Origin of the sequence: Lentzea sp. NBRC 105346 (genome assembly GCF_030269605.1) — a bacterium.
Lineage (GTDB): Bacteria > Actinomycetota > Actinomycetes > Mycobacteriales > Pseudonocardiaceae > Lentzea.
Map to the genome: position 1 here is coordinate 651881 of NZ_BSTQ01000002.1, position 24187 is coordinate 676067.

General features: G+C 70.7%; 10 protein-coding genes. 6 read left to right on the top strand and 4 right to left on the bottom strand.

Annotation, left to right across the window (positions count from 1 at the left end; all coding sequences use genetic code 11):
• Nucleotides 1-4: 4 nt before the first annotated feature.
• Nucleotides 5-15052 carry an SDR family NAD(P)-dependent oxidoreductase gene (locus QSK35_RS06835; RefSeq protein WP_285743347.1) on the bottom strand — a complete coding sequence of 5016 codons (15048 nt, stop codon included), beginning with the start codon at nucleotides 15050-15052 and terminating at the stop codon, nucleotides 5-7.
• A 217-nt stretch (nucleotides 15053-15269) separates the two neighbouring features.
• On the opposite strand from QSK35_RS06835, the gene QSK35_RS06840 reads away from it, so the two are divergent.
• The 6 genes from QSK35_RS06840 to QSK35_RS06865 are packed head-to-tail and all read left to right on the top strand — an operon-like array spanning nucleotide 15270 to nucleotide 20790.
• Nucleotides 15270-16157, top strand: coding sequence for an isocitrate lyase/phosphoenolpyruvate mutase family protein (locus tag QSK35_RS06840; RefSeq protein WP_285743349.1), 888 nt, complete (start codon nucleotides 15270-15272; stop codon nucleotides 16155-16157).
• 14 nt (nucleotides 16158-16171) lie between these two features.
• On the top strand, nucleotides 16172-16435 hold the full coding sequence (locus QSK35_RS06845) for an acyl carrier protein (RefSeq protein ID WP_285743351.1): 264 nt from the start codon (nucleotides 16172-16174) through the stop codon (nucleotides 16433-16435).
• Nucleotides 16432-16821, top strand: a complete 390-nt coding sequence (locus QSK35_RS06850; protein WP_285743353.1) for a nuclear transport factor 2 family protein — start codon at nucleotides 16432-16434, stop codon at nucleotides 16819-16821. The genes QSK35_RS06845 and QSK35_RS06850 overlap by 4 nt, the downstream gene beginning before the upstream one ends.
• Nucleotides 16818-18395, top strand: coding sequence for an acyl-CoA dehydrogenase family protein (locus QSK35_RS06855; protein WP_285743355.1), 1578 nt, complete (start codon nucleotides 16818-16820; stop codon nucleotides 18393-18395). The genes QSK35_RS06850 and QSK35_RS06855 overlap by 4 nt, the downstream gene beginning before the upstream one ends.
• Nucleotides 18396-18397: 2 nt before the next feature.
• The gene (locus QSK35_RS06860) at nucleotides 18398-20089 is read left to right on the top strand and encodes an AMP-binding protein (protein WP_285743357.1); all 1692 of its coding nucleotides are present in this window, start codon (nucleotides 18398-18400) and stop codon (nucleotides 20087-20089) included.
• Nucleotides 20086-20790 carry a lysophospholipid acyltransferase family protein gene (locus QSK35_RS06865; RefSeq protein ID WP_285743359.1) on the top strand — a complete coding sequence of 235 codons (705 nt, stop codon included), beginning with the start codon at nucleotides 20086-20088 and terminating at the stop codon, nucleotides 20788-20790. Before QSK35_RS06860 ends, QSK35_RS06865 begins: the two co-directional genes overlap by 4 nt.
• Nucleotides 20791-20929: 139 nt before the next feature.
• On the opposite strand, the gene QSK35_RS06870 is transcribed toward QSK35_RS06865, so the two are convergent.
• From QSK35_RS06870 to QSK35_RS06880, 3 genes are read right to left on the bottom strand one after another with little or no spacing between them, the layout of a single operon-like run.
• Nucleotides 20930-22171 carry an NAD(P)-binding domain-containing protein gene (locus tag QSK35_RS06870; protein ID WP_285743360.1) on the bottom strand — a complete coding sequence of 414 codons (1242 nt, stop codon included), beginning with the start codon at nucleotides 22169-22171 and terminating at the stop codon, nucleotides 20930-20932.
• Nucleotides 22172-23014: a sterol desaturase family protein gene (locus QSK35_RS06875; protein WP_285743362.1), complete on the bottom strand. Its 843-nt coding sequence runs from the start codon at nucleotides 23012-23014 to the stop codon at nucleotides 22172-22174.
• A complete protein-coding gene (locus tag QSK35_RS06880; RefSeq protein WP_285743364.1) occupies nucleotides 23011-24174 on the bottom strand; it encodes an acyltransferase family protein in 1164 nt (387 codons plus the stop codon). Before QSK35_RS06880 ends, QSK35_RS06875 begins: the two co-directional genes overlap by 4 nt.
• Between the last annotated feature and the right edge of the window lie 13 nt (nucleotides 24175-24187).

The following is a 24187-nucleotide window of genomic DNA, read 5'->3' on the forward strand; positions in this document are numbered from 1 at the left end:
CTGATCAACCGCGGCGGGCCACTCCCGCCGTGGAGTCGAGCCAGTAGCGGCGGCGCTGGAAGGCGTAGGTCGGCAGGTCCGGTGCCGCGCGGCCACCCGTCACGGCGGCCCAGTCCACCGGCAGGCCCCACGCGTGTGCGATCGCGAGCCCTTCGATCAACGCGCGCACCTCGGAGGTCCCCGTGGTGGGCACGAAGTTCATCGACGGGTCGTCGATGTGCCCTCCGAGTTCGAGGACGGCCGTGACCCCTTGCGCGCGCAGGGTGTCGATGGCGTCGGGCAGCCTGCCCGGTTGCCCGGCCCAGTAATCGGCGGACGCCAGCTCGTCGCCGGTGACCAGCTTGCCGGTGACGGTCGAGACGAGCGGGAGCCGCGGCGTGGCCGGCGTGGTCCGGGCGCTGCCGGTGCTGATCAGCTCGCCGGCGACGTCGAGCGGGAACGCGCCGGCGGCGTACGCGGCGGTCACCTCGCCCATGCCGTGACCGAGCACGTAGTCCGGCCGCACTCCCCACTCCGTGAGCAGCGCGAACAGGGCCGCCTCCACCGCGAACGCCTGGTGGTCCACGACCGCGCGGACGCGGTCCAGTGCGGCGGCGAACACGGGGAACGTCCGGTAGAGCTCGGCGCCGTCGCGGTGACCGGCGGAGAAGGCGATCGCGGTGGCCCCGCCGGTCGTGCCGAGCACGACGTTGTCCGCGGGACGTCCTTCGGCGAGCGCCCGCGTTCCCTCCCGGAAGTCCGGGCCGATGATCACGGCCCGGTGCTTGAACGCCGACCGGGTGGTGGCCAGTGCGTGCGCGGGATCCTGGGCGTGCCGGTACAGCCGGTGTGCCTGCTCCCGCAACGCTTCGGGAGTCTTCGCGGAGACGAGCCACGGCAGGGCCACGGCACTCTTGGTCGGCATCGTGGGAGCGGCCTGCTCGATGATCACGTGCGCGTTGGTGCCGCTGACGCCGAACGACGACACGGCCGCCCGCCGGTTCTCCCCCCACGGAACGGGTTCGGTGAGCAGGGACACGGCGCCGGCGGACCAGTCCACCCGCGGTGTCGGCTCGTCGACGTGCAGGGTGCGAGGCAGCACGCCGTGCCGCATCGCCATGACCATCTTGATCACCCCGGCGACGCCGGCCGCGCTCTGCGTGTGGCCGATGTTCGACTTCACCGAGCCGAGCCACAGCGGTTTCCGGCGCTGCTGCCCGTAGGTCGCGATGAGCGCGTTGGCCTCGATCGGGTCGCCGAGCGGTGTGCCGCTGCCATGCGCTTCCACAACGTCCACATCGGACGGTTGCAGTTTCGCGTTCTCGAGTGCCGCCCGGATCAGGCGTTCCTGCGCCGGGCCGCTCGGTGCGCGCAGCCCGTTGCTGGCGCCGTCCTGGTTGATCGCGCTGCCGCGGATGACGGCGAGCACCGGGTGCCCGTTGCGCCGGGCATCGGACAGCCGTTCCAGCAACAGCAGACCCGCACCCTCCGCGAACCCGGTGCCGTCAGCGGCCGCCGCGAAGGCCTTGCACCGGCCGTCCGGCGACACCCCGCGCTGCCGGCTGAACGCCACGTATGTCGCGGGCGTCGACATCACCGCGACACCCCCGGCCAGCGCCAGCGAGCAGTCGCCCTGCCGGATGGCCTGGGCCGCCATGTGCAGCGCCACCAACGACGACGAGCACGCCGTGTCGATGCTGATCGCGGGGCCTTCGAAGCCGAACGTGTAGGCGACGCGGCCCGACGCGACGCTGCCGGAGCTGCCGGTGCTGAGGTAGCCCTCGAGGCCGTTCGGGTCCGCCATCAGGCGTGAGCCGTAGTCGTTGTACATCACGCCGGCGAACACGCCGGTGTCGCTGCCGCGCAGCCTTGCCGGGTCGATGCCGGCGCGTTCCAGTGCTTCCCACGTGAGTTCGAGCAGCAAGCGCTGCTGTGGGTCGGTGGCGAGTGCTTCGATCTCCTTCATCGCGAAGAACTCGGCGTCGAAGTCCGGGGCGTTGTGCAGGAAGCCGCCTTCGCGGGTGTACGAGGTGCCGGGGCGGGTGCGGTCCGGGTCGTACAGGGTGCCGAGGTCCCAACCGCGGTCCGTGGGGAAGCCGGTGATGGCGTCCGTGCCTTCGGCGACGATCTGCCAGAGGTCTTCGGGCGACATGACGCCGCCGGGGTAGCGGCAGCTCATGGCGATGATCGCGATGTCGTCGCCGCCGGGCTCGGGGGTCGCGGTGACCGCCGCCGGCACGGGCGACGAATCGGCGAGTGCACCGCGGATGTGCTCGCCCGGCAACTCCGGCGGCGCCGCCGCGGGGGCCGGCGCGGTCCGGGCGTGCTCGGCCAGCCGCCCCGCCATCGCAGCCGACTCCTCATCCGCACCAACCAGCCCGACGCGGTCGCGCACGCCCGGCAACTCCGGCGGCACGGCCGCGGGGGCCGGCGTGGTCCGGGCGTGCTCTGCCGACCGCCCCGCCGACTCCTCATCCGCACCAACCACCGCGACGCGGTCGCGCGCGCCCAGCGACTCCGGCGGCACGGCCGCGAGGGCCGGCGTGGTCCGGGCGTGCTCTGCCGACCGCCCCGCCGACTCCTCATCCGCACCAACCACCGCACCCCGGATGTATTCCGCCAATGCCTCCGGCGTCGGGTGGTCGAACACCAGCGTCGACGACAACGCCACACCCGTCACGGCCACCAACCGGTTGCGCAGCTCGACCGCCATCAGCGAGTCGAACCCGAGCTCGCTGAACGCCCGCTCGGCATCGACCGCCGCGGGACCGTCGTACCCCGACACCGCGGCCGCCTCGGTCCGCACCAGGTTCAGCACCACCCGGCGCTGCTCGACCTCCCCCAGCCCGGCCAGCCGCAACCCCGCCCGCTCGACCGGCCGATCCGGGGCGCGCACGAGACCACGCAGGATCGACGGCACACCACCGGAGCGCAGCGCGGCCTGGTCCAGCGGCGCCGCAACCAACGCGACCTCGTCATGCCGCACGGCCCGATCGAACAGCTCGAGCCCCAGGTCCGCGCCGAGCGGGGCGATCCCCATCCGCGCGAGTCGCGCGCGGTCGGCGTCGCCGAGCCGGCCGGCCATCCCGATGTCCCACTGGCCCCACGCGATCGACGTGGCGCGCAGGCCGAGCGAACGCCGGTGTTCGGCGAGCGCGTCGAGGAAGGTGTTGGCCGCGCTGTAGGTCGCCTGCCCCGCGGTGCCGAGATACCCGGCCACCGAGGAGAACATCACGAACATCGACAGGTCCAGGTGCGCGGTGAGCCGGTGCAGGTGCCAGGCGGCGTCGACCTTCGGCCGCAGCACGGCGTCGGCGCGTTCGAACGTTTGCGAGGACAGCACGCCATCGTCGAGGACGCCCGCGGCATGCACCACCGCGGTGAGCGGGACACCGGCGATCAGGTCGGCGAGCGCCTCCGGGTCGGTCACGTCGCACCGGACCACATCAACGGAAGCACCCGGTATGTCGATGTCCGCGGTTCCGCTTCTGTTGGCGAGCAACAGATGCCGGGCGCCGTACCGGGTCACCAGGTGGCGGGCGATCAGCGAGCCGAGCGCACCCGTGCCACCCGTGATCAGCACGGTGCCGTGCGGTGCGAGCGAGACGGCACCGGACGGCTCGGGCGCACGGGTCAGCCGGGGCACGGTCACGACGCCACCCCGGATCGCGAGCTCCGGCTCACCACTGCCGACGGCCTCAGGCAGTGCCTCCCACGAGAGCGGATCGCCGTCGACTTCCACGAGCACGAACCGGTCCGGGTGCTCGGTCTGCGCGCTGCGGACCAGTCCCCGCACCGCCGCGTGCGGCAGGCTCCCGGACGTGACGATCACCAGCTTCGCCGAACCAGGACGGTCCAGCCACTCCCGCATCCGGTCGAGCGTCTCGCGCACGGCGGCCCTGGTCGCGTCCGGGACGTCGCCTGCGGCATCACCACACCGCATGACGACGAACCCCGAAGCCGGATCGCCGCATTCGACCGGCTGCCAGGCGAGTCGGAGCAGAGGGGCCGACGTTGCAGGCCGGAGCCGGAGTTCACCGATCGAGCCGACCGGCCTGCCCTGGTCGTCGGCGAACTCCAGGCGCACCGCGCGATCGCCGACCTGGGTCAGGGCGACGCGGAGGACGGAGGTGCTGGTCGGTGTCAGCGACACGTTCTGCCAGGAGAACGGGACCAGCGGCGGGGGCAGATGCAGGAACACGGCGTGCAGCGCGGAGTCGAGCAGCGCGGGATGGACCGCGAACGAACCGCCGGCGTGTTCAGAAAGCCGGGCCTCGGCGAAGATCTGGTCTCCGCGGCGCCAGGCGGCGGTGAGGCCGCGGAACATCGGGCCGTAGTCGTGACCCTTGTCCGCGAGCCGGTCGTACAGATCGGTGACGTCGACCTCGGAGGCGCCCGCCGGTGGCCACGACGACAGGTCCGGGACGTTCGGTGCGGAAGCGTCGAGAACGCCGGTGGCGTGCCGCGTCCAGGGCTCGGATCCGACCTGTGAGTGGAAGCCGATCTCACCACCGGAGATCGTCAGCTGGATCCGCACTTCGCCCTCTTCGGGCAACACCAGCGGGGTTTCCAGTGTCAGCTCGCGGATCGGCCCACCGAGCAACGCCAGCTCGGCGATCACCGTGCCGGGCACGAGCGTCGCGCCACCCACGACATGCTCGGCGAGCCACGGCTGGGCCGCGCGGGACAGCCTGCCGGTGAGCACCCGCCCGCCGTCGGCAAGAGAAACGGCCGTGGTGAGCAGCGGATGGCCGGTCGCCTCCTGGCCCAGCGCCGCGGGATCACCCGGATCGGCCAGGGCGTCCAGCCAGTAGGACCGGCGCTGGAACGGATACGTGGGCAGGTCGACGCGCCGCGCGCCGGGAAGGTAGGCGGTCCAGTCGACCGCGTGCCCGCGCGCGTGCAGGCCGCCGACGACCGCCGCGACGGTCTCGGATTCGGGCCGCTTGCCGGTCGACGCGGGCAGGAACGAACCGGCGACCGCCGATCGGCCGAGCGCGCTGAGCACGGCGGCCGGGCCGACCTCGACGTAGGTGGTCACGCCCAGGCGTTCCAACGTCTTGATGCCGTCGTGGAACCGCACGCCCTGCCGGACGTGCCGCACCCAGTACTCCGGCGTCGCGATCTGGTCCGTCGCCAGGTCGCCGGTCGTGTTGGACACCACCGGAATCGTGGGCGCGGCGAAGGACAACTTCTGCGCCACGCGGTGGAACTCGTCGAGCACGCCGTCCATCAGCGGCGAGTGGAACGCGTGGCTGACGTTCAACCGGGTGGTGCGCCGGAACGCCGCGGCGACGGCCAGGACCGCGTCCTCGGGACCGGACACGACCGTCGCTTGTGGACCGTTCACCCCGGCGATCGTGACGTCCGGGCCGAGCAGGGGCAGCACCTCAGCCTCACTCGCCTCGATCGCGACCATGGCACCGGTCGCGGGCAGGTTCTGCATCAGGGTGCCGCGGGCCGCGACGAGCGTGGTGGCGTCCTCGATGCTCAGCACCCCGGCGACGTGGGCGGCGACGAGCTCGCCGAGCGAGTGGCCGATCAGGTAGTCGGGGGTCAGCCCCCAGTGCTCGAACAGACGGAACAGCGCGACCTCGTAGGCGAACAGCGCCGGCTGAGCGTAGCCCGTCCTGTTCAGGGCGGCCGAGGAGGCGGGATCGAACATCAGCTCGCGCAGGGGTGCGTCGAAGTGCGCGCAGAGCTCGTCGAGCGCTGCGGCGAACACCGGGAACGTCTCGTAGAGCTCCTTGCCCATCCCGGACCGCTGCGCGCCCTGCCCGGTGAACATGACCGCCACCTTGCCGGGACCGCCGGTGGAAGCGATGTCGAGCGTGGCGAGACGAGCCCGCAGCTCGGCGTGGTCGGCGGCGACCACGACGGCGTGGTGCTGATGGCCGGTTCTGGTGGTGGCCAGCGAGAAGGCGATGTCGGCGAGGTGGTGATCGGTCGTGACGTGGCCGAGGAGCCGGCGAGCCTGAGCACGCACCGCCGCATCAGTCTGTCCACTGAGGACGAAAGGCAAGGCGTGCGCAACTTCCGGTTCCGTGGAAAGGGGTTGCTGCGGCGGCTGTTCGAGGATCAGATGGGCGTTCGTGCCGCTGATACCGAACGACGACACCGCCGCGCGGCGCGGCCCGCCACTCACCCACTCCGCCCGTTCGGTCGCCAGCGCGACCGAGGGCGTCCACTCGACGTGCGGTGACGGCGCGTCGACGTGCAGCGTCCTGGGCACCGTGGCGTGCCGGATCGCCAGCATCGCCTTGATCACCCCGCCGACCCCGGCCGCGGCCTGCGTGTGACCGATGTTGGATTTGAGCGACCCCAACCAGAGCGGACGCTCACGATCACGGCCGTAGGTGGCCAGGATCGCGTTCGCCTCGATGGGATCACCGAGGGTCGTGCCGGTGCCGTGCGCCTCGACCAGGTCAACGTCCGAAGTAGACAGACCGGCGTTCGTCAGCGCCGCCCGGATCACGCGTTCCTGTGCGGGGCCGTTCGGCGCGGTCAGTCCGTTGCTCGCGCCGTCGTGGTTGACCGCGCTCCCCCGCACCACGGCCAGCACAGGATGTCCGTGGCGTTGTGCGTCGGACAACCGTTCCAGCACCAGCAGTCCGGCGCCCTCACCGAACGCGGTGCCGTCGGCGGCCGCGGCGAACGGCTTGCACCGCCCGTCCGGCGCGAGCCCGCGCTGCCGGCTGAACTCGACGAAAGTGGCGGGGGTGGACATGATGGTGACGCCGCCCGCGAGCGCGAGCGAACACTCCCCCTGCCGCAACGACTGCGCCGCCAGATGGATCGCCACCAACGACGACGAACACGCGGTGTCCACTGTCATCGCCGGGCCTTCCCAGCCGAACGTGTAGGAGATCCGGCCGGAGGCGACGCTCGGGTAGCTGCCGTTGCCCAGATGTCCTTCGAGTCCTTCCGGAACCTTCGGCAACCGCGCCCGGTAGTCGCCGTACATCACACCGGCGAACACACCGGTGTCGCTGCCGCGCAAGGACTTGGGATCGATACCCGCGCGTTCCAGCGCCTCCCAGGCGACCTCCAGCAGCACCCGCTGCTGCGGATCCATCGCCAGCGCCTCGCGTGGGCTGATCCCGAAGAACTCCGCGTCGAACCCGTCCGCGTCGTACAGGAAACCGCCCTCACGGGCATAGGCCTTGCCCGCGGCCGCCGGGTCCGGGTCGTACAGGTCGCCCCAGCCGCGGTCGCGCGGGAACTCGCCGATCACGTCCCGCTCGGCCATCAGCAGGTCCCACAGGTCCTCCGGGGATCGGACTCCGCCCGGATAGCGGCAGCCGACGGCCACGATCGCGATCGCGTCGTCATCGAGCGGCACGCTTCGTTCAATGATCTCCGGTTCGACATCGCCGAACTGTGCGTGCAGGTGCGCGGCCAGTTCGGCCGGCGTCGGGTGGTCGAACACGACGGTGCTCGCGAGCCGGACCCCGGTCGCGGCGACGAGCCGGTTGCGCAGCTCCACCCCGATCAGGGAGTCGACGCCCAGGTCCTTGAACGCCCGGTCGGGCATGATCGCGTCGGCGTCGGCGTGGCCCAGCACCGCGGCGGCCTCGGCCAGGACGAGCGAACGACAGTCCTCCTCGGACCGTCCGGAGAACGACACCGCCTTGCGCTCCGGACGACGGAACAGGTCGCCGAACACCTCGGGCAGCCCGCCCGCGCGGGCCTGCTGGTGCAGCGACGCGGTGTCGAGCGCCGCCGCGACGGACACCGGTTCGCCCGCGCCGCCGAGGATCTCGTCGAACAGCGCGAGCCCGTCCTCGGCGCGCAGCGGCGCGATGCCACGCCGGCCCATCCGCGCGATGTCGAGTTCCGCCAAGTGCCCGGTCATGCCGCTCGCGTCGGCCCACAGGCCCCACGCGATCGACGCACCCGGCAGACCGGCGGCCACGCGAAGACGGGCGAGGCCGTCCAGGAAACCGTTGGCGGCCGCGTAGTTGGCCTGACCAGGACCGCCGACCGTGGCCACGACCGACGAGAACAGCACGAACGCCGCCAGATCGTGGTCACGCGTGAGCTCGTGCAGGTTCCAGGCGGCGTCCGCCTTGGGCCGCAGGACCGCGTCGAGGCGGGACTCGTCGAGGGACTGCAGGATGCCGTCGTCGAGTACTCCGGCGGCGTGCACGACCGCGGTGAGCTCGATGCCGTCGATCACGCGAGCGAGGGCGTCGTGGTCGGCCGCGTCGCAGGCGACGATGGTGACGTCCGCTCCCAGAGCCGACAGTTCCGTGCGCAGGTCGTCCGCACCGGTGGCGCGGCGGCTGAGCAGCACGAGGTGGCGGACACCGTGCCGCACCACGAGATGACGGGCGAGCAGGCGGCCCAGGGTGCCGGTGCCGCCGGTGATCAGGACGGTGCCGTCGGGGTCGAGCGTGCGTCCTGAGCCGAGCGCGTTTCCGGAGCCGTGCCCGTCCGACCGGGTGAGCCGCGGCACCCGGACTTCTCCGCCGCGCACGGCCAGCTGCGGCTCTCCGGTGGCCAGCGCCGGTGCGAGATCAGCCGACTCGACATCCCGGTCGAGCAGCACGAACCGGCCCGGGTTCTCCGCCTGTGCCGACCGCACCAGCCCCCACACGGCCGCCCCAGCAAGATCCGTGACGTCATCCACCGCGCCTTCGGTGACGATCACGAGCCGCCCGGCCTGCTCCTCGGCCAGGAACACCTGCATCCGTTCGAGAACACGTGCGGTAGCCGCCCGGACGGTCTGACCTGGTTCGCAGACGAACACGACGTCCTGGGTCTCGCCGGCCTCCGGGACGTTCACCGAACGCCAGGCCAGGTGCAGCAGTGTGCCGTCGCTCTGCGAGAGCAAGCGCGGGGAGAACGGCCGCAGCGTCAGCGAACCGACCGAGGCCACCAGCCGCCCCCGGTCATCGGTCATCACGAGCCGAACGGCGTTGTCCCCCAACGGAGTGCTGTGCACGCGAAGATTCGTCGCCGGCACGCCGGTGAAGTACACGCCGCTCCACGTGTGTGGCAGCACCGGCCCATCCATGCCGAGGACGACCGCGTGCAGGGCGGCGTCGGTCAGCGCGGGATGCACACCGAACCCCGTGCCGTCCGCCTCCACCTCGGCGAAGATCTCGTCACCGCGACGCCAGGCGGTGCGCAGGCCCTGGAACGCGGGACCGTAGTCGTACCCCTGGTCGGCCAGCCGGTCGTAGACGCCGTCGAGGTTCATCGGGATGGCTCCGGCGGGCGGCCACTCGATGGTCTCCACGGCAGAACCGCCGGACGTGAGCATCCCGCTCGCGAGCGATCGCATGCCGTCGCCGGACTCGGCGTACACCTGCACCGAACGCTGTCCACAGTCATCGGAGCCGACGAGCACCTGGAACCGGACCTGGTCCCGGCCGAGCAGCAGCGGCGCGTGCAGGATCAGCTCGTCGATCCGGTCGCAGCCCACGTGCCTGCCCGCCGCGAGCACCAGGTCGACGAAAGCCGTACCCGGCAACAACACGGAGCCGAACACCACGTGATCGGCGACCCACGAGTCCGCCGACAGCCTGCCGGTACACACCACGCCGTCGTCCGTGCCGAGCGGCACCACCGCGCCGAACATCGGGTGGTCCGCCGCCGCGAGCCCCAGCGCGGCCGGATCCGCGGCCCGCGCAGTGTCCAGCCAGTACCGGTTGCGCTGGAAGGGATACGTCGGCAGGTCGACGCGCCGCGCGGCCGGCGGGAACGCGGCGGACCAGTCCACCGCGACACCATGGGTGTGCGCCTGGGCCAGCGAGTCGAGGAACCGGCCGAGCCCGCCGTCGGCACGGCGCAGCGAGCCAACCACGACGGCGTCCACACCGGCCGCGTCGAAGGTCTCATGCAGGGCCGAGGTCAGCACGGGGTGGGGACCGCATTCGATGAACGTCGTGTGGCCGTGCTCGAGCAACAGCCGGGTGGTGCGTTCGAAGTCGACGGTCTCGCGGAGGTTGCGGTACCAGTAGCCGGCGTCCAGCGAACCAGCGTCCACAACGGACCCGGTCACCGTGGAGTAGAACGGGATCCGCGGTGCGAGCGGCTCGGTGTCGGCGAGCAGCGTATGCAGTTCCGCCTCGATCGGTTCGACCATCGCGGAATGCGACGCGTAGTCCACCGCGATCCGTCGCGCCTGCACGCCGTCGCGTTCACAGGCGGCGAGGAACCCGTCGATCGCCGCACCGGCGACGACCGTCGACAGTGGACCATTGACGACCGCGATCTCCAGTCCTGGAAGGAGGATTTCGCGAACCTGAGCCGCGGGCAGCTGCACCGAGGCCATGCCGCCGCCACCGGCGAGCGCGAGCAGCGCCCGGCTGCGCAGCGCCACGATCCGGGCGGCGTCGGACAGGGTGAGCGCTCCGGCGACGCACGCGGCGGCGATCTCGCCCTGCGAGTGGCCGACGACGGCCGCCGGGTGCACACCGAACGAGCGCCACAGCCCGGCGAGCGAGACCATCACCGCGAAGATCGCGGGCTGCACGACGTCGACCCGGTCCAGCGACGGCGCGTCCGGGTGCTCGCGCAGGACATCGGTCAGCGTCCAGTCGACGAACGGCGCCAGCGCCCGTTCACACGCCGCGATCGACTCCGCGAACACCGGAGAACACTCCAGGAGCTCCCGCGCCATCCCTGCCCACTGCGACCCCTGCCCCGGGAACACGAACACAACCTTCCCCGTGGAATTGCCCTGAAGGGCACCCTCAGGGCGTCTGATGTCCTGAGGGTGCCCTTCAGGGCACTTCACCAGCGCGGTGAGGTGGGTGCGGAGTTCGGAGTGGTCGGCGGCAATGACCGTGGCCCGGTGCTGGTGAAGGGTTCTGGTGGTGGCCAACGAGAAAGCCACGTCAGCGAGGTTGTGCTCCGGCGTGAGGTGATCGACCAGCCGCGCGGCCTGTGCCCGCAACGCCGGTTCCGTCCGCGCCGAGAGCACGAACGGCAACGGGTGCGCGACTTCCGGAGCCGCAGAAAGAGGTTGCCGCGGCGGCTGTTCGACGATCAGGTGAGCGTTGGTCCCGCTGATCCCGAACGACGACACGGCGGCCCGGCGCGGACCTTCGCTCACCCACGAAGCCCGCTCGGTCAGCAGCTCGACCGACGACGACCAGTCGACGTGTGGCGACGGCGCGTCGACGTGCAGCGTCTTCGGCAACACGGCGTGCCGGATCGCCAGCACCGCCTTGATCACCCCGGCCACCCCGGCCGCGGCCTGCGCGTGACCGATGTTGGACTTCAACGACCCCAGCCACAGCGGACGCTCCCGATCGCGCCCGTAGGTGGCCAGGATCGCGTGCGCCTCGATGGGATCGCCCAGCGTCGTGCCGGTTCCGTGCGCCTCGACGAGATCGACATCCGAAGTGGACAGACCGGCGCTGGCCAGCGCCTGCCGGATCACCTGTTCCTGTGACACACCGTTCGGCGCGGTCAGTCCGTTGCTCGCGCCGTCGTGGTTGATCGCGCTGCCCCGCACGACGGCCAGCACGGGATGCCCGTTGCGTTGTGCGTCGGACAGCCGCTCCAGCACGAGGATGCCGGCGCCCTCGGCCCACGCGGTGCCGTCGGCCGCGGCCGCGAACGGCTTGCACCGGCCGTCCGGCGCCAGCCCGCGCTGCCGGCTGAACTCCACGAACATCCCGGGCGTGGCCATGACGGTCGCGCCACCCGCGAGCGCGAGCGAACACTCCCCCTGCCGCAACGACTGTGCCGCCAGGTGAATCGCGACCAACGACGACGAACACGCGGTGTCGACGGTCATCGCCGGCCCCTGCAGGCCCAGCGTGTAGGACACGCGGCCGGACGCGACGCTTGCGGTGCCACCGGTGAGCGCGAACCCGTCGGCGCCGGTCGCGAGCCCCGGACCGTATTCCTGGCCGGTCACACCGGCGAACACGCCGGTGCTGCTGCCGACCAGCGTCGCCGGGTCGATCCCGGCGCGTTCCAAGGCCTCCCACGCGACCTCCAGCAGCACCCGCTGCTGGGGATCCATCGCCGCCGCCTCACGCGGACTGATGCCGAAGAACTCGGCGTCGAACTCGGTGGCGTCGTAAAGGAATCCACCCTCACGTACGTAGGACTTGCCCGCCCGCGCGGGATCCGGGTCGTACACGTCGCCCCAGCCGCGGTCGCGCGGGAACTCGCCGATCACGTCCCGCTCGGCCATCAGCAGGTCCCACAGGTCCTCCGGCGAGCTGACCCCGCCGGGCAGCCGGCAGCCGATGCCGACGACGGCAATCGGCTCGTCGGCCACCAAAGACACCGCCACCGGTGCGAGCTCCGTGGTCTCCCCGCGCAGGTGGCAGGCCAGCGCTTCCAGAGTCGGGTGGTTGTAGAGCGCGCTGGAGTCGAGCGGCCGGCCGGTCAGCTCGACGAGCCGGTCGCGCAGCTCCATCGTGCCGAGCGAGTCGAACCCGAGGTCCTTGAACGCCACTGTGGTGTCGACGACGTCGCGCCCCAGGACTTCGCGCGCCGCGGTCCGGACGACGTCGAGAACGTCCGTCGAAGGGGCGGCGGCGGGAACCTCGGGCAGCGATTCACCGACCCAGTAGGGCTTTCGCTGGAACCGGTAGGTCGGCAGTTCGAGCCGCGCCTTTCCGAGCACGCGGGTCCAGTCGGGCGACACCCCGGTCACGTGCAGGCGGGCCAGAGCGAGGGCGACCGCGGTGCTCTCGTCCAGGTCGCCGCGCAGGGTCGGCACGAACGTCGCCCGGCCGTCCGAGGCGGCGCGACCGGCGACGCTGAGCACGCTGTCAGGGCCGAGTTCGAGGAACGTCGTGGTGCCCTCGTCCAGCAGGGTGCGTATGCCGTCGTGGAACCGCACGGCGTCCCGCGCGTGGCGCACCCAGTACTCGGCGGTGAACCGGTCGACGGGCGCACCCGTCAGGTTGGAGATCACCGGAATTCGTGGTGGCGCATACGGGATCCCGGCCGCCACCTCGCGGAAGTCGTCGAGCATCGGGTCGATGTGCGGGGAGTGGAACGCGCGGGTGACGCGCAACCGCTTGGTGCGGTGCCCGCGGGCCTCGAAGACGGCCGCGATCGCGGTGACGGCGTCGTCGTCGCCGGAGATCACGGTCGCGGCCGGGCCGTTCACCGCGGCGATGCTCAGCGCGGCCTCGTGCCCCGCGAGCAGCGGCTGTACCTCATCCTCGCTCGCCGACACCGAGAGCATCGCGCCGCGCGCGGGCAGGGCTCGCATCAACCGGCCGCGCGCGGCGACCAGTGCGCACGCGTCCGCGGCGTCGAGGACGCCCGCGACGTGCGCGGCCGCCAGCTCGCCGATCGAGTGGCCCAGCAGGGCGCCGGGCCGCACGCCCCAGTGTTCGAACAACCGGAACAGCGCGACCTCGAAGGCGAACAGCGCGGCCTGCGCGTAGTCCGTCTCGTCGAGCAACGCGCCGTCCGACATCACCGTCCGCAATGAACGGTCGAGGTGCCGGTCGAACAAAGCGCAGAGCTCGTCGAACGCCGCCGCGAAGACGGGGTGGTCGCGGGCGAGCCGCTCGCCCATGCCGGGTCGCTGCGATCCCTGGCCGGTGAAGAGGAACGCCGGGGCGCCCTGTTCGGAGGCCGTGCCGGTGACCACTGTGGACGGAAGTTCGCCCGTGGCGAGCGCGGACAGGCCGGCGAGCAGGTCCTCGCGGGAGGAGCCGACGATGGCCGCGCGATGAGGGAAGTGGGTGCGGGTGGTGGCCAGCGCGCGGGCGACGGCGACCTCGTCGGTGTTCTCGGTGACGAACTGGCCAAGCGCTTGCGCCTGGGCGCGGAGGGCGGTTTCGTCGCGGGCGGACACCAGCCAGAGCGCGGGCGCACGCTCCTGGACGGGCGCAACCTCAGGTGCCGCAGGACCTTCCGCCAGCACGACGTGGCAGTTCGTGCCACCCATACCGAACGAGCTCACCCCCGCGACGAGCGGCCGGTCCGGCCGCGGCCACGCCCCGGTCTCCCGGCGCACGGCGAGCCCGAGTTCCTCCAGCGGTATCAACGGGTTCGGCCGCTCGAAGTTCAGGCTCGCCGGCAGCCGCCGGTGTTTGATCGCCAGCACGGTCTTGATCAGACCGGCGATCCCGGCGGCCCCTTCCAGGTGCCCGATGTTGGTCTTGACCGAGCCGACCTCGAGCGGCCCGTCGCGCCCGCCACCCAGTGCCGCCCCGAGCGCGGCCGCTTCGATCGGGTCGCCGCGCCGCGTCCCGGTGCCGTGGAGCTCGACGTACTGCACGGCAAGAGGATCGTGGCCCGCCCGCGCGTGCGCCGCCCGGATGACGTCGCGCTGGGCGTCGGCGTTCGGCACGACGAGCGCCTCGCCGGCGCCGTCGTTGTTGACCGCGCTGCCGGAGATCACGGCGTGGATCAGGTCCCCGTCGGCGATCGCCAGCGACAGCGGCTTGAGCACGACCAGCCCGCCGCCCTCGCCGCGCACGTACCCGTTCGCCCGCGCGTCGAAGGTGAAGCATTGGTAATCCGGTGACAGGGCGCCGAACTCGGCCACCGCGTCGGTGGTCTGCGGGACGAGGTTCAGGTTCACGCCACCGGCGAGCGCGATCGTGCTCGCGCCGGTGCGCAGGCTCTCGCAGGCGAGGTGGACCGCCACCAGCGACGACGACTGCGCGGTGTCGACGGTCATGCTCATGCCGCGGGCGCCGAGCAGGTACGAGATCCGGTTGGCGAGCATGCCGCGCTGCGTGCCGGCGAGCGTGTGCCGCGTGGCCGGCAGTCCGTTGCCGATCGCCGCGTAGTCGTCGCCGATCGCGCCGATGAACACGCCAAGGTCGCTGCCGTTCAGGTCGCGCGGCACGATCCCGGCGTGCTCCAGCGCCTCCCAGGCCAGTTCGAGCATGAGCCGTTGCCGCGGGTCCATCGCCGCGGCCTCCCGCGGCGTGATGTCGAAGAAGGCCGGGTCGAACGAGTCCACCTCGTCGAGAAAACCGCCCCGCACCACGCTCGGCACCCGGCCCGCCGGGGGTTCGGTGATCGCATTCATCCCGTCGTGCAGCAACCGCCAGAACGCTTCCGGACCAGGCGCCTGCGGAAGCCGGCACGACATTCCGATCACGGCGATGCGATCCAGTGTTGGCACAGGCACTCCGAATCGGGCGGACAGACGTGGTGCTCGACTTTAGTTACACCCGATTATCGGCCACTAAAATATGACTAAGAAACGACCGAAAAGGTGCCTAACACCGTGCTGAGCTGCGGATTTCATCGATTCCTCGACGAACTGCCGCACTCGGAGGTAATGTGCCCGGATGGGGTGCAGCCGAGGCTGCGCAAGATTAGGCACATGGGGGGAACCTGTGCTCGAGAATGTCCAGACAGTTGCCGTTGCCCAGAATTGGTGGCCCATCAAGGAAGCCGACCACATCCTGACCGCCGCGGGCGCCCACAACGGGCTGACCGCGCGTCTGGTGGAAGAGGCCGGCTTCGACTTCATCTGGGCGAGCGGTCTGGAGATCTCGGCATCGCTCGGCCTCGCCGACGCCGACATCGCCGGGCACAGCGAGTCCGCGCACGCCGTGAGCGCGATGCGGCGGGCCTCGTCGCTGCCGGTGATCGTCGACTGCGACGCGGGGTACGGCAACGCCGTCAACGCGTGGCACACGGCCAAGGGCTACTTCGAGTCGGGCGTCTACGGCCTGTGCCTGGAGGACAAGACGTTCCCGAAGATGAACAGCTTCGTGGAGCACGGCCACGCCCTCGTCCCCGTCGCGACCATGATCGGCAAGATCGAGGCGATGGCGAGCTGCAAGGTCGTCGAGGAGCAGCAGGTCATCGCACGCACCGAGGCCCTGATCGCGGGCGCCGGGGTCGACGAGGCACTGGAACGCGGTTTCGCGTACGCCGAGGCGGGCGCCGACGCGGTGCTCATCCACGACAAGACGAAGCACGCCGAGCAGCTGCTCGAGTTCGCCGCGCGGTGGACCTCGCCGACACCGCTGGTCTGCGTGCCGACGACGTTCTACGAGTTCACCACCGAGGACCTGGAGCGCGCCGGCTTCTCCGTGGCGATCTACGCCAACCAGGGGATCCGGTCGCAGATCGCGGCGGTCAAGCGCGTCCTGACGCAGATCCGGGCCGCGGGCAGCAGCCGCGACGTCGAGGCCGAGATCGCGCCGGTGAAGGAGGTCTTCGCCCTGCAGCGACTGGACGAGGTCTCGGCGCTGTTCGACAAGTACGTGCGTTGACGAGGAGAGAACCAATGACAGACATCGACACCTCCGCCTTGCACGCGCGGATCACCAAGTTCGTCGTCGAGCGCGCGGCCTACTACCTCGACCTGCCCGACGCCACGGTCGACGTCGACCGCCCGCTCGGCGACTACGGGGTCGACTCGGTCTACCTGCTCAGCATCGTGACCGACCTGGAGGAGGAGCTCGACATCGAGCTCGACCCGCAGCAGCTGGCCGACGTCCGCACCGTGCGCGAGCTCGCGGGCAAGGTCGCCGCCGAGGTCCCGGAGTGACGAACCAGCTCCCCGCCGCGTTCGAACTGGCCGCCGTCACCGCCGACCTGCCCGCCATCGAACGGCTGCTGGCCGACGACGCGGTCCTGCGCAGCCCGGTGATGCCGAAGCCCTATCGGGGGCGGGAGGCGGTGATGGAGCTGCTGAAGGCGTTGTCGATCGCGCTCGACGAGATCCGCTACCCCGAGCCGCCGATGGCGGACGAGGCCGGCGGCCGGTACGCGCTGCAGTTCGAGGCCGTCGTCGACGGAAAGGTGGTGCACGGTATGGACGTCCTCACCGTGCGGGACGGCCTGATCCGCGAGATCACGGTCTACGCCCGGCCGATGCCGGCGCTGATGTCGCTGGCGCGGGCGGTCGGGCAGGCGGCGGGAGCCGTCCGATGAACGCCGGGCCGTCGATCGAACTCGGCGACTTCTTCGACGACGACAACCCGTGCGGGCTGCGCGCCCTCAACGATCACTTCAGCCGCCGCGCCTATCCGCGGGAGGTCGAGGAGGCCGCACTGCGCGCGGGCTTCCACCACTACACGGTGCCGGCGGCGCTCGGCGGCCTGCTGACCGACCCCTGGGACCTCTTCCTCATGGCACGGCAGGTATCCCGGCGGTCGATCACGCCCGTCATCAAGTACGGGTCGAGCCTGCTGGGCGCGAACCCCGTGTGGCTGTGGGGATCCGAGGAACAGCAGGCGCTCGTCGCGAAGCGGTTGCTGGGCGGCGATGTCACCAGCTTCGCGGTGTCCGAACGCGACACCGGCAGCGACCTCCAGGCGACCGGCACCGAGTACCGCGTAACGGGTCCGGGCGAGCTGGAGCTGCGCGGCGAGAAGTGGCCCATCGGCAACGCGGCGCGGTCGTCGGTCTGCACCACGCTGGCCCGCACGGGCCGGGGCCGCCTGTCGATGCTGCTGGTCGACCGGGCCGCGGGCGGCGCCATCCGCACCGGCGAACCCTCCGCGTGCATCGGCATGTGGGGTCACGACCTCGGCGGGATCCACTTCGAGGGACCGGTGACCGGGTCCTTGGTGGGACCGGAGTTCGTCGGTGTCGCCCAGGTGCTCAAAACCCTCCAGATCACCCGCACCGCGATCTCCGGCCTGTCGCTGGGCAGCCTCGACAGCGCGCTGGCGATCGCGGTCCGGTATGCCGACCAGCGCAAGCTCTACGGGCAGGCCATCTCCGGGCTGCCCGAGGTGCGCGACGAGATCCTGACGATGGCGCTCGACGCCGCGCTCGGCGAGCTTTTCGTGCACGTCGCACTGCGGGCGCTCGTCCTGCGGCCGCAGAGCTTCGCCCTCTGGTCGTCGATCGCGAAGGCCGGCATGCCGCATCTCGCGGAAGGCGGAATCCGGGCGGCGCAACGGGTTCTCGGCGCTCGCAGCTTCCTCGACACGCCGTACGCCTGGCGCCTGCACCAGATCTCGACCGAGCACGACATCGCCGGCATCTTCGAGGGCACGTCACACGTGAACCTGCGCAACGTGATCGAGCAGGCCGGGACCGAACTGCGGGAACACGATCCCGAGGCGCTGCCCCCGCTGGTGTCGGTGGACGGGCCGCCGCTGACGTGGCGGCCGTCGGGGCGCGACCTGCGGGTCACCAGCCTCGGCGACAACCCGGTCATCCTCGACCTGATCCACGGCCTGGAGACCGGCACCACGCCGGTCGACCTCAGCCGCCGCGAGACCGACGTGCTCCTCGGCCGGTTGCGGAGCGCGAGCCGGTCGGCGGCCGCGGGCTACGCGCTCGTCTGGACGCACCTCTTCGGTGCGGTGTGCGGCTTCCTGAAGGTCAACGCCGACGTCCTGACCAGTCACCAGAAGGACATCGCCGAACTGGCCGCCATCCGCGCGCTGCACCTGCTGGGCATCCGGTCGGACTACCCCGAAGGCCCCACCGGCCGCGTCCTCGACCTGGTGCTGCAACGGACCCCGATCAGCATGCTGAACGAGAAGGCATAGCCATGTTCCTGGACCAGTGGGCGGACAACGTCGCCAACGACGCGGTGAGCACGGTCTGTTTCTGTGAGTTCGAGCGCGACGAGATCGTCATCACGAAGCGGTCGTTCGGCGAGATCGACGAGCAGGCGCGGCGCTTCGCGGCGGCCCTCGGCGAGCACACCGGCTCGTGCGTCGTCATCGCGCTGGACCACCAGGTCGAGTTCGTGTACGCGTTCCTCGCCTGCCTGCTGCGCGGGATTCCCGCCGTGCCGCTGCCGCCCCCGTCCGGCGGTTCGCGGGCGAAGGAGCGGTTCGGCCGGATCGTGAACGACAACGACGGCGTCGTGATCGTCACGTCCAGGAAGGCGATTCCGGAGGAGACCGACTACCCGCGTGCACAACTGCTCTATGTCGAGGATCTCCTGCAGTTGCAAGAGGTCTGGCCGGGCACACCGGAGGTGTCTCCCGGTGACGTGGCCGTGGTGCAGTTCACCTCGGGCTCCACGTCGTCACCCAAGGGCGTCCCGATCACGCACGGCGCGCTCACCGCGAACCTGCGGTCCATCGCCGAGCTGACCGCGGTGACGGCACAGGACGTCGGCGTCGGGTGGATCCCGTTCCACCACGACATGGGGCTCGTCGGGTCCCTGCTGCTGCCTCTGCACCGGGGTTTCACCGTGAACTTCATGTCGGCGTCGGCGTTCATCCGGCGCCCCGGCCGCTGGCTGGACCTGATCGACCGGGTACGGGCGACGATCACCGTCGCACCGGACTTCGGGTACCGCCTGTGCGTCGACCGCGTGCCCGCCGGCTGGCAGGGCGACCTGTCGTCGTTGCGAACCGTCCTCAATGGATCGGAGCCGCTGAGTCACGCGACGCTGCGGCGGTTCGAGGAGCGGTTCGCCGGTGCCGGCTTCGACCCGGCGGCCTGGATGCCGTGCTACGGGATGGCCGAGGCCACGCTCATGGTGTCCGGCCGGCGCCGGGGCACCGGCGCGGTGAGCCACGTCTTCTCGGCACAGGATCTCGACCACGCCGGAATCGCACGCCCGGTGGAGGACTCCGGCCGGCGGCTCGTCAGCTCGGGCCGGCCGGTGGGCTGCGAGGTGGAGATCCGCCAGGACGGGCGGGCGGTGCCGGACGGGACGGTCGGCTCGGTGGTGATCCGCGGGGACAGCGTCTTCGGCGGAACCTACTGCCGGTCGATCACGTCAGTACCGTCCACATCGGACGAACGGGTGTGGCACGAGTCCGGCGACCTCGGGTTCTTCCACGACGGCGAGCTGTACGTGTGCGGCCGGGAGGCGGATCTGATCAGCCGCAACGGGGTCAACCACCACGCCGTGGACATCGAGCGGAAACTGTCGGAGATCGCGATGCGCGACGTGCCGTCCGCGGCCTTCGGCATCGCGCGCGGAACGTACGACGAGGCGATGGTCCTGCTGGAGGCGCCACGGTCCCTGGTGCGCGAGTTCGACGGTCTCGTCGCCGTCCTCGACACCTGGGGCCAGGAGCTCGCGGCGGCGCTGGACCTCCCGCGGGTCGGCATCCAGGTCGTCCCGGTCGGGTCCCTGCCGCGCACGACGAGCGGCAAGGTCCAGCGCGGGCTCGCGCGCAGCCGGTTCTGCGACCGGAAGTTCGAAGCGTTCGGCACGAGCACCGTCGGACAGGACATCGTGGAGCTGGTAGTGCGGAACGAGGTGGCCACATCATGATCAGCCCACTGCGAGTGTGGCGTCAGCGCGACCTGCGGGTGTCCTTCGTCGTGCTGAAGTACGTCTTCCCCGGCCCGCTCCTGAAGGCGATCATCCGCCCGCGGGTGAAGGGGCTGGAGCGGCTCGCCGCCGAGGGCCCGATCATCCTGGCCCCGAACCACCTGTCCCCGTTCGACCCGTTCCTGCTGTCCCTGGTGTGCCCCAGGCGAATCGTGTTCCTCGCCAAGCGCGAGTACTGGGAAGCGCCGGGGATCCGCGGCCGGCTGATGCGGGCGCTGTTCCAGAGCCAGGGCCAGATCAGCACGATCCGCGGCGGGACGATCGGCGGCCTCAACGCCGTCGACGTCTCCGTGGCCAACCTGGAGCAGGGCAAGGTGTTCGGCGTGTTCCCCGAGGGCACCCGCGGCCGGCCCGGTCTGCTCTACCGCGGGCACACCGGGGTCGCGCAGGCGGCCTTCCGCACCGGCGTCCCGGTGCACCCCGTCGTGATCACCGGGACGTCCGAGTTCTCAATCGGCGCGCTGCTGTCCGGCAAGCTGTCGGGGTGCACGGTCGAGATCGGCGAGCCCATCGCGCCGCCGGACGGCAACGTGAAGAGCCCCAAGGAACTGCACCGCTTCACGAAGGAAGTGATGGCGAGAATCGCCGAGCTCGGGAACCTGGAGATCCAGGAGACGTTCTCCCCCGGCCGCGCGACGTGAACCCCGCCAGGTACACCCGGTAGTCCGCCCCGGTGAACCCCGCCCGAGCCCGTTCGGGGCTCAACGGCCGGGGCCGGGGCGCGATCTCGCCGCGCACGATCGGACAGCAACGTGAAGAGCCCCAAAGAACCACACCGCTTCACGAAGGAAGTGATGGCGAGGATCGCCGAGCTCGGGAACCTGGAGATCCAGGAAACGTTCTCCCCCGGCCGCGCGACGTGAGCCCCGCCAGGTACACCCGGTAGTCCGCCCCGGTGAACCCGACGCGAGCCCGCTCAGGGCTCAACGGCGCACCGGTCCCCGGCACGATCTCGCCGAGCACGATCCGCGGCACCAGGTCCGCCTGGATCTCCGCACACGCCATAGCGGCGCCCTTGCAACGGAAGCCGTTCAACAGGATCAGCCGGTCCACCCCAGGCGGCAGCATGCCCAGCAACAGGCCGGAATCCTGCACACCCGCGGGCAGATGGGGCAACGTCCACTCGTAGCCGGTCGCCGACACGACCACGTCGTAGCGCTCGGTGCTGCCATCGGCGAACAGGACGTCGTTCTCCCGCAACGAACCGACCGCGGGCCGGACCGTCACCAGCCCGTGCCGCAGCACGTGCAGGAAGAGATCGGACACCACGGGCATCGACTCCCCCGCGGGTTCCGGCAGGCCCCACTCCTCCTGGCGGCCGACCAGCAACCGCAGCAGTCGCCGTTTGACGGGCGACGTCACTCGGCGGGCGAGGCCGCCCGACCGCGGCGCCCGGACCGGCTTGCCGAGGATGTACTTCGGCACGATCAGGCTGCCGGAGCGCACGCTGACGTCGACCTCGTTGCCGCGCAACGCGAGATCGCTCGCGATGTCCACACCGGACTGTCCGGTTCCCACGACCAGGCAGCGCGCGCCCTCGATCGACGACAGCGTCCGGTACTCCGACGCATGCACATGCCGGTACGCCGTGCCACCGGGCGGAACGGCCAGCGCCCGCGGCCGGTTGTTGCGGCCGGTCGCGTTCACGATCCAGTCGAACTTCCCAGTGAACGAATCGGCCCGCACCTCCCAGCCGTCCTCGACCGGGACGCACTCCCGCACCCTGGCGCCGAAGACGCGTACCTCCCCGTCCTGCGGCATCGCCTGGGACAGGTACTCGGCGTACTCGCTCCAGCGCAGGAAACGGTCGCCGAACCGTGACCGGTCGTCGCGGAACACCGAGTCACCGGACGGTGTGATCATCAGCAGTGACGGATACACCTTGCTGGCAAGGGAATCCGCGCGCCACAACCCGCCGGGCGCCTGGTCCTCGGACAGCCAGGTCACGTCGAGGCCGCTGCGCCGCAGGCTCCGGACGGCGGCGATACCGAACAGCCCGGAGCCCAGTACCGCGACGGACATTCAGGCCGCGTCTTCCGGCTTCCAGCCCGGCGGACCGAAGAGGTACTTGAGGCGCTCACGGTTGTTACGCGCCTTGCGGACGTCCTGCCACAGGGCCTTGAACTCGAACGTCTGCAGGCCGATCACGTTCTCCGTCGGCGGCTTCTTCGTCAGGCCGTAGGTGGGCTTCTCCTCCTCGGCCTGGAACGTGCCGAACAGCTTGTCCCAGATGATGAGGATGGACCCGTAGTTCTTGTCCAGGTACTTCGGGTCCGAGCCGTGGTGCACGCGGTGGTGCGACGGCGAGACGAAGACCGTCTCGAACCAGCGCGGCATCTTCTCGATCTTGTCCATGTGCGCGAACACACCGTAGACCAGGTGCCAGGCGTGCATGAAGAACACCGCCTGCGGCGGGTAGCCCAGCAGCGGCAGCGGCGCCCAGACGAGCTTCTCGAACCACTGCGACCACTTGCGGCGGAACGCGGTCGAGACGTTGAGGTAGTCGCTCGAGTGGTGCACCTGGTGCCCGGCCCACAGCAGCCGCCGCTCGTGCGCCTGCCGGTGGTACACGTACACCAGGAAGTCCACCGCGATGAACAGCACGATCCAGTCGTGCGGCTTCTGCAGGCGGCGCTTGCTCGGCGCGACGTGCTCGTAGAAGTACGAGTACGGGATCGTCGCCAACGCCCGCAACGCGCTCGAGAAGCCCAGGCCGATCAGCCCTTGCGCGATCGAGGTGGCCGTGTCCTTCAGGTGGCGCTTGCGCTCGTCGCCCTTCTCGTCCTGGATCAGGTCGATCGCCTCGGCGACCAGGATGACGGAAATGGCGGGCAGCGCCCGCTTGATCGGGTCCTTGAACTTCAAGACCTCTCCCCCCGGAGTTTCGAACGTGCACTCGTCGGCCCGGCCTTGCGCAGCCGGCGCGACATCGGAACCTCGACGTACTTGTGCAACGCCCAGGCCGCGAAGGTGCAGATGGTGAAGTACAACAGACAACTGAAGACGGTCAGCGGGACCGGGAGGTCCACCGACGGCGCGGGGATGATCCCGAGCGTCGTGTACAGGTTCAGGATCACCGGCTGCAGCGGCAGGAACGCCAGCACGTGCACCAGGTAGAAGCTGTAGGACCGGTCGCCGAACCAGGTGAACGGCTTCACCCGCAACCAGGACATCCGGCCGCTCAGGTCCGCCTGGGACAGTGCGGCCATCAGCAGCAGCACGGCGGGCAGCAGACCACCGACGCGCTGGATCCGGTTGGGCAGGAACAGGAAGTCGACGACGAACATCACCGCGACGATGATCAGGGTGACCTTCATGCTCGGGCCCCGCCACGAACCCCGGCGCATCAGCATGCCCACCGCCGCCCCCGAGACGAAGTCGACGAGCCGGAACCCCGGGAAGATCATGGTGAACCAGAAGGTGAACTCGCCGCCCTGCTCGGAGTGGTTGAAGAACGTCGACCCGCCCGTCTGCGCCAGCGTGAACGTGTCGCCCACCAGATAGGGCAGCCACCACGCCAGGACGAGCGCGACGACGACCGTGATCCGCAGCATCCGGTCGGTCGCCCGGCTCAGCAGCACCAGCATCGCCGGGAAGACCAGGTAGAAGAAGACCTCGACGCTGAGCGACCACGAGACCGGGTTGATGCCGTAGATGATCCCCTGGTCCGGCACCCAGGCCTGCAGCAGGAAGACGTGCAGCAGGAAGTTGTCGAGCCCGACCGGCATGTGCAGCACGACCAGGGCGCCGGCCGCCAGGACGGTGGTGACGAAATAGATCGGGAACAACCGCGCGAACCGGCGTTTCCAGAACGCCTGGGCCGTGTCGTCCGGCCGGGCCGCCCACGCCATCACGAATCCGCTCATCGCGAAGAAGACGTTCATTCCGGCGTACGTGATCGGCACGAGGATCGACGGCGTCGGCGTCGTGACGAACCGCATGTGCCCGTCAACCGGCAGCAGATGCAGCGTGAAGAAGTGCGCCAGGAACGCGAGCGCGGCGAGCAACCCGCGCAGCCCTGTCAAAGAATGGAGCTGA

What these genes read in the sequence shown, in the direction of transcription:
- QSK35_RS06845 (WP_285743351.1), top strand. Translation starts at nt 16,172, where the DNA reads ATGACAGACATCGACACCTCCGCCTTGCACGCGCGGATCACCAAGTTC.
- QSK35_RS06855 (WP_285743355.1), top strand. Translation starts at nt 16,818, where the DNA reads ATGAACGCCGGGCCGTCGATCGAACTCGGCGACTTCTTCGACGACGAC.
- QSK35_RS06860 (WP_285743357.1), top strand. Translation starts at nt 18,398, where the DNA reads ATGTTCCTGGACCAGTGGGCGGACAACGTCGCCAACGACGCGGTGAGC.
- QSK35_RS06865 (WP_285743359.1), top strand. Translation starts at nt 20,086, where the DNA reads ATGATCAGCCCACTGCGAGTGTGGCGTCAGCGCGACCTGCGGGTGTCC.
- QSK35_RS06870 (WP_285743360.1), bottom strand. Translation starts at nt 22,171, where the DNA reads ATGTCCGTCGCGGTACTGGGCTCCGGGCTGTTCGGTATCGCCGCCGTC.